Here is a 12,941-nt window from a genome sequence, read left to right as displayed (position 1 = left end):
CATGTACAACAAAGCAACAAGCCTATTATTTGTAATATCCAGCCTACTGTTCTTCAGTACGGCTGGTCTTGCTCAAAAGCAAGAACAAATAAATTGGTTAAGCTTTGCCCAATTGGAAGATTCTCTACGGATAACGCCCAAAAAAGTATTCATCGATTTTTATGCAGACTGGTGTGGGCCCTGTCTAAAAATGCAGAAAGTGGCCTTTAGAGATCCAGAGGTTGTCAAGCTTATAAATGCTGAGTTCTATGCGGTAAAAATGGATGTGGAAACAAGGGATACCATTTATTTTGGACAACAAATGTTCGTCAATAAAAGATGGAAAAAGCGGAATCCCATCCACGAAATTCCGCTATTAATGGCCAGTAGAAAAGATGCCCCTTTTACACTGCCTGCCCTGGTATTCCTCGATGAGAATTTTAAGGCCACGGGGCGCTATTTTCAATATTTAGACCCGCGACAACTATTAGGAATCTTACAAAAACAACCCCGTACCGTCACCCGATAATCTTAAGGTAGCTAATGCATAGAACCACGGTTATAATTTGTAATTTTGAAAAGCTCACAGAGGTCTAGATCACATATTTCTCCTGAGTTTTCAAGAATATTTTAGCAACCGATTATAATTTCATGGCAATTTACGATTATATTATTGTTGGCGCTGGCGCATCCGGATTAATGCTTGCCGATGCGCTGGGTAAAGATCCTTTTTTTTCCAACACCAAAGTCTTAATCCTAGAAAAGGACGGCAAACAACAAAATGACCGTACCTGGTGTTTTTGGGAAACGGGAGAAGGTCACTTTGCACCCGTACTTCACAAAAGTTGGAACCAGATCTTTTTTGCAGGCAAAGCCTATTCCGAAAAATCGACTATAGCACCATACACTTATAAAATGGTCCGTGGGCAAGACTTTTATGATGCCTATTTAGAGCGTATAAAAAGATACCCCAATATTACCTTTGCCAACAGAACGGTTACCGGCATAACAGATAAAACTACCAAAGTGGCAGTGGCTACCAATAAAGAGACTTTTACGGCCAAAAAGGTATTTAACAGTGCTTTTGATTATCAAAAGTTATTGCAGCAAGACCAATTCCCTGTATTACAACAACACTTTTTAGGATGGTTTGTAAAAACCGCCAAGCCCACCTTTCATCCGGACCGAGCAACCTTTATGGATTTTTCCATTCCACAAAATGGGAATACCAGGTTTATGTACGTATTGCCAAGCTCGGAAACGGAGGCCCTGATAGAGTACACCCTATTTTCTAAAAAGGTATTGTCGCAGGGCGAATATGAAGATGCCCTAAAATTGTACCTCAAAGAACAGTTGGGGTGCGATGACTATGAAATAACAGCCGTTGAAAAAGGGAATATCCCGATGAGCTGTTTTGACTACAATACTTTTAACAGCCAAAATGTATTGCATATTGGAATTGCCGGAGGCTGGGCAAAAGCCAGTTCTGGTTATACTTTTATGCCAACCTTTAAAAAATCGAAGCAGTTGGTGCAGTTTCTAAAAACGGACAGGCCCTTACACGCCTTCCTTAAAAAAGATCGCTTTTGGTTTTACGACCTGCTGTTATTAGATATTTTAGACCATGACAATAGCCAAGGCCGGGTGATTTTTGAGCAGCTTTTTAAAAACCAAACCCCACAAAAGATCTTTAAATTCCTGGATGAGGAAACAACCTTATGGGAAGACCTACAAATTATTGCTGCCTGCCCTAAATTACTATTTATTAAAGCGCTCTTGCGCAGGTTGTTTTAACCCTATTTACACCTTTCGTTGCATCAGGGAAGCTCCAAAGGCTCTTAGCAGTTGTTTTTTATCCTCGCTGACGTTGAGTACTTCTAAGGTTTTAAATGCCCTTTCGGTATAGTCTTCAATTTCTTGAAGGGTACGGCTAACGGCATTGGTGTCTACGAACAATTCCTTCACCGTGGCTATTTTATCGGCCGCATCTTGTGGCTTAATAGAAAATAGGTGCTCTAGCTCCCTTTTCTGTTCAGGACTCCCCATTTCCAAGGCTTTTAAATACAAGAAGGTCTTTTTATTTTCTATAATATCACCTCCTACTTGTTTCCCAAAAGTCTTGGGATCACCAAAAGCATCTAAATAATCGTCCTGTAATTGAAAGGCGATTCCAAGGTTTTTCCCAAAATCGTAAATAAGGTCCTGGACATCTTCCGTAGTTTGGGCAATAATAGCCCCCATTTTCATGGCCGCAGCGACCAATACGGCTGTTTTATAGGCAATCATCCTAAGGTATTCGGGGATACTTACATCGTCTCTTTCCTCAAAATCCACATCGTATTGTTGTCCCTCACATACTTGCATAGCGGTTTGGCTAAACAAATGCATCAATTCTTTGAAGGTTTGCGGTGGATAACCCTCAAAAAGTTGGTAACTGTAAATCAACATGGCATCACCAGACAATATTCCGGTGTTCACATCCCACTTCTTATGCACAGTTTCCTTTCCCCTTCGCAAAGGAGCTTCGTCCATGATATCGTCATGAACCAGCGAAAAATTATGAAAAACCTCTATTGCCAAGGCAGCATCATAGGCTTTCTTATAATCGGCTCCAAAAATTTCGGCCGACATAAGAGTTAACACAGGACGTAACCGTTTCCCGCCCAAACCAAGAATATAGGTGATGGGTTCGTATAAGTTTTTAGGTTCCTTGGTCGCTATCTTAGTTTCCATATAGGAAAGAAAATCTTCACGGTACTGTTCAATGCTGTGCATATAGCCAATTTTTTTTTCAAAAATACACTAAATCAAATCACTTCCAATTCTAAACTAAAATCCTTTCCCTTGCATTCTAAAAAACATTCACAGGCTTCCCTTTAAAATACTTTGGAAACTTTATTTGTTTTTATAGTTTCCATCGTATCTTTGCAATCTGTTATGAAAGAAAAAATTTTAGATAAGGCCACGGAAATGTTCTTAAGCTTTGGTTTTAAAAGCGTTACTATGGACGACTTGGCCCAAGAACTGGGGATTTCCAAAAAAACCATTTACGCCCACTTTAATAATAAAACCAAACTGATAGAGGCCTGCACCATGCAGGTATACGGAGCCATAACTCTAGGGATAGACACTATATGTGCCCTGAACAAGGATCCTATATCAGAATTGTACGAGATTAAAAAGTTTGTAATGATACACCTGAAAAACGAACAATCTTCGCCTCAATATCAGCTACAGAAGTACTACCCTAAGATTTATGACACCATTAGACAAAAGCAATTTGAACACGTTCAAAATTGTATAGTCGAAAATATGGAAAGAGGAATTGCACAGGGGATCTATCGGAAAAATTTAGATCTAAAATTTGCTTCTAGGATATATTTCTCCGGGATTACCAGTATTAAGGACCAGTCCCTTTTCCCCAACGATCTTTTTCCTATGCCCGATTTAATGGACAATTATTTAGAATACCACGTTCGCGGTATCATTAATAAGGAAGGTCGCAAAATTTTAAATAAATTAATAGACACCAACATCGATTAATAAACACTCCATGGTTCAATTAGACAATCAACAAATAAAACACATGAGGAATAGCATCGTTACCTTTGTGGCACTTTTAACCGCCCTTATTGGATATTCTCAGGAACACCCCCAAAGTTTTACCTTGGAAGAAGCCATAAATTTTGCCTTAGAAAACAATTACCAGACCATCAATGCGGATAGGGATTTATTGGATGCCAAAAAGCAAAAATGGGAAACTATAGCCACGGGGCTCCCACAGATTAACGGAGATATCGGCTACCAAAACCAGCTGAAACAGCAAGTTTCCTTAATTCCAGCTGAGTTTGGCGGGGGCACTCCCGGAACTTTTATTCCGGTCGTCTTTGGACAACCCCAAACGGCCAATGCCAAAGTTACCCTAAAGCAACAAATTTTTGACGGCTCTTATATTATTGGAATTCAAGCGGCAAGGACCTTTATTAATTACAGCAAGAACAATAAGGAAAAAACAGCTCTAGAAGTCCGTAAGGCAGTAGTAGAAGCCTATGGCAATGTGTTATTGGCACAAGAAAGCATTAGCATTCTAGAAAAAAACAAAGTCAACTTGGAAAAGAACCTCTTGGAGTCGCAAAAACTATTCGAGAATGGTTTGGGGGATGAAGAAAGTGCAGAGCAATTGCAAATAACCCTTTCTTCGGTAGCCAATCAACTTAAAAATTCGATCCGTTTAAAGGGCATCACCCAGCAGATGTTAAATTTAATCATGGGGATCGATATTGAAGCGCCAACACAACTGAAAGATAACCTCAACGATTTGGCACAGAATCAGATCCGTTTAGATTTATTGGAATCGGATTTTGTGATCGATAACAATGTCGATTTTAAAATAATCACCAATTTAAACGAACAAAGGGCCTTAGAGCTAAAGCTGCAAAAAAGTATGGCCTTGCCAAAACTAAACGCTTTTATCAATTATGGCAGTACCTCGTATAGCGATAGCTTCAATTTTTTCAGCAGTGATGCCGAATGGTTCGATGCCTCTGTATTTGGGGTAGACTTAACCATTCCTATTTTTAGTTCTCTTGGAAGATCGGCCAAAACACAACGCGCTAAAATTGCCTTGGACAAAGCAAAAACACAACTGAAAGAAACAGCACAAAACTTAAGGCTAGAACACCAAAGTGCCAAAAGCAACTATTTGTTCGCTATAGAAGAATACCAAACCGCCAAGGACAATCTAGGTCTGGCAGAACGCATCGAACACAAAAATCAGATTAAATATACAGAAGGACTTGCCTCTAGTTTTGAACTACGACAGGCCCAAACCCAACTCTATACGGCCCAACAAGAATATTTACAGTCCATGGTAAATGTCATCAATCAGAAAACAGCCTTGGAAACCGTATTGAACAAAAAATAAGATTGAAACACAATCAAAAATAAACACTATCTATCTACTAATACTCATACAATGAAAAAAATAGTATCCTTATTCGTTACTGGAATTTTACTTTCCTCCTGCGGAGATACCCCATCATCATCCATAGATACCTTAATTACGGAAGGAAACCTTGAGGCCATTCGCCAAAAGAAAACCGAAATTTCGGCACAACAGAAAGCATTAAACAAAGAAATAAGACAATTAGATTCTGTCATTGCCCTACTCGATCAGAATGATAATTTTCCCTTGGTAACCACCGTAGTATCCAAAAAGGAAAAATTTAATCATTATCTAGATCTACAAGGCGATGTAAAAACCAAACAGAACGTATTGATCTATCCAGAATCCCAAGGCTTATTACAAAGGGTATATGTCACAAAAGGGCAGCAGGTCGCCAAGGGGCAACTATTGGCTACCATAGACGATGGTGGACTAAGCAGTCAATTGGCACAGCTAAAAACACAGGCGGCCTTGGCACAAACAACTTTTGAGCGTCAAAAACGTTTATGGGAACAAAAGATCGGATCAGAAATTCAGTATTTACAAGCCAAAGCCAATTATGAAGGAACCAATGACAACGTAAAGCAATTGGAAAGCCAATTGGGAAAATCTAATATAAGGGCTCCTTTCTCGGGCATTATAGATGATGTAATCAAAGACCAAGGTACGGTTGTCGCTCCTGGTCCCGGTTCCGAAATTTTCAGGATTATCAATCTTTCCGAAATGTATATAGAGGTAGAAGTTCCCGAAAACTACATCAATACGGTCAACAAAGGGAAAGAAGCCATCGTTTATTTCCCCATCTTGGGCGACAGCGTTGTGACCAGTATCCGTGAAACCGGAAACTACATCAACCCAAGCAATCGTTCCTTTTCCATAGAAATTCCGGTTCCCAACAAAAATGGGATGATAAAACCCAACCTCAACGCCAAGGTGAGCATTAACGACTATACCAATGAGAACGCCATATTACTGCCTCAAGGGATCATCTCAGAAAACGCTATGGGCGAACAATATGCTTATGTCGCGCTATCTCCCAATGCAGACGGTGAAGCTAGGGCCCAGAAGACCGTTATTGCCACCGGAAAAACCCAAGGGGCTTATATAGAAGTTCTTTCGGGTATAGAAGCTGGCATGCACGTGATAAAAGAAGGAGCAAGAAGTGTAAAAGACGGACAAATCGTAAAAATATTAAACTAAGGGTCCATGAGCAACCAACATAAAAAAACTGAAAAAGAGTTTAAACTTTCCTCTTGGGCCATAGACAACCCTTCGGTCATCTATGTGATGATAGGGCTATTCCTATGGATCGGCTTTAACGCCTATTTTTCGATGCCCAGGGAAGATTTCCCTGAAATAAAGGAAACCAAGATATATATTAGTACCGTTTATCCTGGGAACACCGCCGAAGACATAGAGCGGTTGATTACAGATCCCTTGGAGGAAAAGCTTAAAAACTTAAGCAATCTGGTAGAAATCACCTCTAATTCTCAAGAAGATTATTCTCTTATTACGATAGAATTTGATGAGGAAATCACCGTAGATGCGGCCAAACAAAAGGTAAAAGACGAGGTCGATAGCGAAAAGGCCACCGAAGATTGGCCCATTTTTAATAATGCCAAGGTAGATCCCAATGTTTTTGATTTAAACCTTTCCGAGCAGTTTCCTATCATGAACGTCAATTTTACGGGAGACTATCCGGTAGAAAAACTCAAGGAATTCGCAGAATACCTGCAGGACGAGATTGAAGACCTTCCAGAAATAAAACAGGTAGACATCCGAGGAGCGCAGGAGAAAGAGGTAGAAATTGCCGTAGATGTCTATAAAATGATGGCTGCAAAGGTCAGTTTCGACGATGTTCTTGGAGCCATTCGCAACGGAAACGTAACCATGTCCGCAGGAAACTTACAGACCAGTGGGCAACGACGTACCATTCGTATTTTGGGAGAAATAGACACTCCAGAAGAACTTTATCACTTTGTGGTGAAGGCCGAAAACGGGAATGCCGTTTATTTAAAGGATATTGCTTCGGTACGTTTTTCCGAAAAAGAAAAAACCACCTTTGCACGTGAGTTTGGCGAAAGCGTGGTGATGCTCGATGTTAAAAAACGAGCCGGAAAAAACATGATCGAAGCGGCCGATAAAATCAAAAGCATCGTAAAAGAAGCCCAGAAAAATTACTATCCCGCAGACCTTCATATTTCTATTGCCAACGATTCATCGAATAGAACCCTGAACCAAGTAGACGACTTGGTGAACAATATTATTTTCGGGATTATTTTGGTGGTCACCGTATTGATGTTCTTTTTAGGTTTTCGGAACGCTTTGTTCGTAGGTTTTGCTATTCCTATGTCCATGTTTATGTCCTTTATGATCTTATCCCTATTGGGCTATACCTTAAATACCATGATTTTATTTGGTATGATCATGGGCTTGGGAATGTTGGTGGACAACGGTATCGTAGTAGTAGAAAATGTGTACCGATTAATGGATGAAGGCCTGTCGCGAACCGAAGCGGCAAAGAAAGGGATAGGAGAGATTGCCTTCCCGATTATTATTTCGACGGCGACAACAGTAGCGGCCTTTGTTCCTTTAGGGCTTTGGCCAGGGATATTTGGACAGTTTATGATCTATTTCCCGATTACCTTATCCGTTGTTCTAGGATCGTCCCTAATTGTGGCAATCTTTATGAACTCCATGTTGGTTTCTTCTTTTATGGACACCGGTGAAAAAGACCTTTCTCCAAAACAACTGATCAGACTTAGTATTATTCTAGGGGGCATTGGAATTCTTATCCTTGTTTTCGGTGGGGCCATGCGAGGATTGGGATCGGTAATGATTTTTACCGCTGCCATGTTCTGGATCTACAAGTATTTCCTTAAAAGATGGGCTGTCACTTTTCAAAGAACCACTATGGTGCGCTTCGAAAACTGGTATGAAAAAAGACTGATGCACGCCCTAAAAGGCAGTAATGTATATTGGTATTTTGGAGTGACCGTTCTATTATTGATAGGGGCATTTATGTTGTTTGGACTCTCCATTTCATCCCAAAGAACTAAAATTGAATTCTTCCCCGACACCATCCCCAATGAGATCTATGTGTATATAGAATATCCTCAAGGGACATCCATAGAAAAAACCAATGAACTAACCATGGCTATTGAGAAAAGGATCTATGGGGTGATCAATGACAAAAAATATACCTCGCCCGACGGATCTTTCAATTATTTGGTAGAATCTGCTGTTTCCCAAGTTGGGGAAGGCGCCGGAAACCCACAGACCGATGGTGGATCGGCCGCAGAAATGCCCCACCGTGGCAAACTGACCGTTTCTATGAGGGAGTTTAAATACCGAAATGGGTTGGATACCGAAGAATTGCGTACCCATATTCAAGAATCCCTGAAAGGGATTTACCCAGGGGTAGCTATTTCTGTAGAAAAAGATGCCGCAGGACCCCCAGCAGGATACGCCATTAACATAGAACTGCAAGGGAAAGATTATGACCAATTGATCAATACCGCAGAAGATATGCGGAACTTTATCAATACCAAGAACATTCCCGGAATTGAAGAGTTGAAAATTGATGTCAACAAGGGAAAACCAGCCATGCAAGTAGTGGTCGATAGGGAAAAAGCTGGAGAATTGGGTGTTTCCGTGGGCCAAGTGGGCAACCAATTAAGACGTTCCCTCTTTGGGGAAAAAGCAGGGGTCTTTAAAAAAGATGGCGATGATTACAATATAAACGTCCGCTTTGAAGAAGCGCTGCGATACGATAAAAATGCTTTGTTCAACCAAAATATCATCTTTAGGGATCCATCGACGGGTACCATCAAGGAAATTCCTGTTTCGGCCGTGGCCCAACAAAGAAATACCTCCTCCTTTAGTGCCATAAAACACCGAGACAATAAGCGTGTGGTAACAGTATACTCTGGTCTAAAACCAGGGTTTACGGATGCTGCTGCCATCGTCGCGGAAATCCAGAAGGAAATGGAAAACTATACAGGCCTTCCCAAGGAAGTGACCATAGACTTCACAGGACAGATTGAAGAGCAAAACAAGCAAATGACCTTCTTGGTCGGTGCCTTCTTCTCTGGTCTTGGACTGATAATGCTGATCTTAATATTTCAATTCGGAGGGATTTCTAAACCTACTATTATTATGATCGCTATTTTCCTAAGTTTTATAGGTGTCTTTGGTGGACTTATTATTACCGGGAAACCCTTTGTTATTATGATGACCATGATGGGTATTATTTCATTAGCGGGAATTGTGGTGAACAACGGGGTGGTATTGTTAGATTATACCCAAATCCTCATAGATAGGAGCAAACAAGCCCTTGGCCTAGGCGAAAAGGATCTGTTGACAAAAGCAGCTGCCACCGCCGCGATCATTAAAGGAGGAAAAGCTAGGTTAAGGCCAGTGATATTAACGGCAATTACTACCGTACTGGGATTAATACCGCTTGCCATTGGACTCAACATCGATTTCTTTGGCCTATTCTCGTCCTTTGATCCCAATATTTATGTTGGGGGAGACAATGTTATTTTCTGGGGACCTTTGGCTTGGACGGTGATCTACGGCCTTGTAGTGGCTACCTTCCTAACCTTGATTATCGTTCCGGTATTATTTAGTATCGTGTACCGCTTTAAAATACGGTTTAAAGGAACAAATGCTGACAAAGAAACTAATGAGCAAGATTCCGAGACGGTCAGTCCTGCTAGTATAGTAGATTAATCGCTCTATTGATATGTACTAAAAAAGAGATGGCCCAAATCTGGGCCATCTCTTTTTAATATAATTACATTTAAAGAATTCTTTTCCTTTACAAAACCAGCGATCATTGCCGGTAATTAGTTGTACACTACAGGGTTTATTTTATCCCATTCGGTAACACTGCTAATTGCATTCGCATTAAAATCGACTTCCCTAAGTACTTTGTTGTCCCAAAAGAACCATTTCCCGGTTTTTGTTCCCTGTTCATATTTTCCGGCGGCTAACTTCTCTCCCTTCTCGTTATACATATTCCATTCCCCGTGCAGTTTGCTATTTAAAAAATGTCCTTCTTGGGCAATTTGGCCGTTTTCATGGAAATAAGTAGCCTTGACTAGGGTTCCTTCTTTTTCAAAAACAGGTTTTACTTTTTGGGCATTGATGGCTATCGAAAATATAAATGCGAAAATTAATGGTATTGCTTTCATAGTATTATAGATTTTAGGTGGTGTATTATTGTTTTACCTAAATATACATATAATTTACATAAATTCAATGTTAAGTTTACAATAGCTTAACATTGGAACGGGTTCGTTCCTACGATAAGGGCAAAAAAAAAACGCCTAAAATAACTTTTAGACGATTTTTAAAATGGTTGCCATCTCCTTAAAACTTAAGGCTTATCCCAGCATTTATAATCGTTCCTGCATACCCAAACTGATTCACTTCCCAAGGATATCTGAATCGTCCTCCAAGGTCGGTTACAACATCGCCTTTTGGGTCCAATTCATCGGGATACACATTTAATAAATTGTTGATGCCAATGTTTGCCGAAATTTTATCGGAGAAATCGTACCCCAGGATCAGATCGGTAATTACCTTTCCTGCAAACACCTGATCTTTTTGAGGGTCCGACCCATGATCCCAGGACACCTCTCCAAAATAAGTATTGTTCAAGATAAAATTCCACTTTTCAATAGCGTAGTCTAGCCCTAAAAGTACTTTCGATTTTGGGCGGACTTTCGTAATCCTTGCTTGTTCCTTGCGGTTAAACATCTGATACCCGTTAGAAGCGAGGATAGCGGGTGTTTTTATTTCTCCTTCTATCTTTGTATTGTTAAAATTCGCTGCTATATTAACTCCTAAATTGCCATTTCCCATCGCAATATTAGAATAACTGGCCACTACATCAACCCCTGTAGTATTGGTGTTTACAGCATTTATAAAGAACTTTAAACTTGTAATGTCATTGGCGAGCAAAATTTCTTCCACAGGATTATCTGTAGTGGCATCCCCATCGAACCCTATTTCATTGGTAAACAACACCCTGTCATCTATTTTTACGTTATAGAAATCTACCGCAAACGATAGGTTTTCTATAGGTTTATAGGTAAATCCGGCCGTAATATTTTTGGAAGTTTCGGCGGTTAGCTGTGGCACCCCTAAACCATCCCTGATAATTGGGTCTACATTATTAAAGGTTCCCTGATTGGAAATAGTCCCCCCGGATACCAAGGTTTGTATGTTGCTCAAATAAATTTGGTGCAAGGCAGGGGCTCTAAATCCTGTACTATAGGAAGCCCTAATAGCGCCTTGGTTGTCGCCCAATAAATACCTTCCGTTGACTTTCCAGGAAGTGTTATCGCCAAAATCGCTAAAATCTTCATACCTCACAGCACCCCCAAATAATATTCTATCGGTAGGCTCCCATTCCAGTTCACCATAAAGTCCAAAATTTTCCCGGGTCGCTTCTACGACATTACTCGGTTGTAATCCCGGGAATGATTGGGTACCTGCCCCAAAATAAGATGCTGGTTCCCCGGCCATTGCCGTAAAACGTTCGCCTCTAAGCTCGGCACCAAAGGCAATACTTACGGTTCCTAAATCTTTGGAGAAATCTAAATTTGCCAAGGTATTGCTAAAGGTATAGGCACCGACATCAAAGGTGGTTGGACTATTGGCCCCTAAATCCTGGTTAATAGAGTTGCTAACATCGTAATCTACCGCATTACGCCCATAAGTACCACTAAGATCGACATCCATGGTGAACAATTTCCATTTTACACCCACCGTTGCATTATTGTCCCTGACATCGGTTTCAAAAGTAGGCTGAAACCCTTGGTAGGTAGTTCCCGGGGCATGTAATAAATTAAAGGGATCCGGAATCCAATAGGGTGTTCTGTACAATGCAAAACTTGTTCCCTGCCTATAGGTCAAGCCTCCAAAAGTATATAACTCGCCGTTTCCATTTTTAAAAGGTACCCCGGCATTAAAAAACATGTCTATTTTTTTTAATTCTGGCTGTCCAACGTTCATCCCCAAATCTGGGTTGGCAGCCAACCAGGAGCCCCAATCCGGATCATTGGCCGGAACACCGAATAAGGTATCCTCCCCAGGGGTGCCGGCCCTATTGGTTTTCTCTTGTTTGTAATACCCTAGTGTTAGGTTTAAGAAACCCCCATCTTCCCCTAGGTTGATGCTACTATTGACATCGGCAGCAAAATTAAATCCATCCCCTTCTGTGGTAATGCCAGAACTGGCCCCTACCGTGGTATATGCTACATTTCTTTTTAAGACCATATTAATCACCCCGGCAATGGCATCGGAACCGTATTGCGCAGAAGCACCATCCCGTAAAACCTCTATCCTTTCTATGGCCGCAGAAGGCACACTCTTTAAATCTACCCCAACTTCTCCCTTCCCAGGCGTATCATTAATATACACCAAGGAACTTAGGTTTTTACGCTTACCATTCACCAAAACCAATGTTCTACTGGGCCCCAGTCCCCTAAGATCGGCTGGGTCAAAATGTGCTGTTCCATCAGAAACCGCCTGGGTAGAAGAGTTAAAAGATGGCACCTTATAGGTCAACATCTTATCTACCGTAGGCTGACCCGTATTCTTAAGTTCGGCAACCCCTATATTGTCAATAGGTACGGGCGAACCGATAACCGTTCTAGGTTTAGATCGGTTCCCTAATATAATCACCTCTTGTAGCATAAGCCCTTCGTCCAACGTTACATTGACCGTTCCAGCAGAGGAGACCAAAATTTCATGGCTTTTAAAGCCAATCGATGAAAACACCAAAGTAACCGGCAAACTACCCACATTAAGTTCGTAATTCCCATCAAAATCTGTGGTCGTTCCGGTAGTTGTGCCCTTAACCACCACGTTTACTCCAGGGAGTAGGTCTCCGTTTCCCGAATCGCTAACTTTTCCCTGTATAACATTTTGTCCCAACACTAGCACGGGAGCCAGCATTAACAACAGCAAAATGTGTTTTTTTAAAATGTGTCCCATATTCTAT

Annotated in this window: 9 protein-coding genes; 6 read left to right on the top strand and 3 right to left on the bottom strand. The window is 41.0% G+C overall.

Annotated elements, in window-relative coordinates; genetic code table 11:
* Position 1 precedes the first annotated feature (1 nt).
* Positions 2-508 carry a thioredoxin family protein gene (locus BUA16_RS01145; RefSeq protein ID WP_072762799.1) on the top strand — a complete coding sequence of 169 codons (507 nt, stop codon included), beginning with the start codon at positions 2-4 and terminating at the stop codon, positions 506-508.
* A gap of 122 nt (positions 509-630) precedes the next feature.
* Positions 631-1,773, top strand: a complete 1,143-nt coding sequence (locus BUA16_RS01140) for a lycopene cyclase family protein (protein ID WP_072762798.1) — start codon at positions 631-633, stop codon at positions 1,771-1,773.
* A 6-nt stretch (positions 1,774-1,779) separates the two neighbouring features.
* On the opposite strand, the gene BUA16_RS01135 is transcribed toward BUA16_RS01140, so the two are convergent.
* Positions 1,780-2,754, bottom strand: a complete 975-nt coding sequence (locus BUA16_RS01135; RefSeq protein ID WP_072762797.1) for a polyprenyl synthetase family protein — start codon at positions 2,752-2,754, stop codon at positions 1,780-1,782.
* 162 nt (positions 2,755-2,916) lie between these two features.
* Between BUA16_RS01135 and BUA16_RS01130 the strand changes: the two genes are divergently transcribed.
* From BUA16_RS01130 to BUA16_RS01115, 4 genes are read left to right on the top strand one after another with little or no spacing between them, the layout of a single operon-like run.
* A complete protein-coding gene (locus BUA16_RS01130; protein ID WP_072762796.1) occupies positions 2,917-3,522 on the top strand; it encodes a TetR/AcrR family transcriptional regulator in 606 nt (201 codons plus the stop codon).
* 43 nt (positions 3,523-3,565) lie between these two features.
* Positions 3,566-4,903 (top strand): TolC family protein, encoded by a 1,338-nt coding sequence (locus BUA16_RS01125; RefSeq protein WP_072762841.1) that lies wholly within the window; start codon positions 3,566-3,568, stop codon positions 4,901-4,903.
* Between the two features lie 51 nt (positions 4,904-4,954).
* A complete protein-coding gene (locus tag BUA16_RS01120; RefSeq protein ID WP_072762795.1) occupies positions 4,955-6,124 on the top strand; it encodes an efflux RND transporter periplasmic adaptor subunit in 1,170 nt (389 codons plus the stop codon).
* Positions 6,125-6,130: 6 nt separating this feature from the next.
* Entirely contained in the window at positions 6,131-9,658 is a 3,528-nt protein-coding gene (locus tag BUA16_RS01115; protein WP_072762794.1) for an efflux RND transporter permease subunit, read from the top strand.
* 116 nt (positions 9,659-9,774) lie between these two features.
* On the opposite strand, the gene BUA16_RS01110 is transcribed toward BUA16_RS01115, so the two are convergent.
* Entirely contained in the window at positions 9,775-10,122 is a 348-nt protein-coding gene (locus BUA16_RS01110) for a toxin-antitoxin system YwqK family antitoxin (RefSeq protein ID WP_072762793.1), read from the bottom strand.
* A 178-nt stretch (positions 10,123-10,300) separates the two neighbouring features.
* On the bottom strand, positions 10,301-12,934 hold the full coding sequence (locus BUA16_RS01105; protein ID WP_072762792.1) for a TonB-dependent receptor: 2,634 nt from the start codon (positions 12,932-12,934) through the stop codon (positions 10,301-10,303).
* Positions 12,935-12,941: the final 7 nt, after the last annotated feature.

The sequence above is a fragment of the Arenibacter nanhaiticus genome (assembly GCF_900141935.1).
Lineage (GTDB): Bacteria > Bacteroidota > Bacteroidia > Flavobacteriales > Flavobacteriaceae > Arenibacter > Arenibacter nanhaiticus.
The sequence above is the reverse complement of the archived record's forward strand: the minus strand, read 5'-3'. Positions and strand labels throughout refer to the sequence as shown.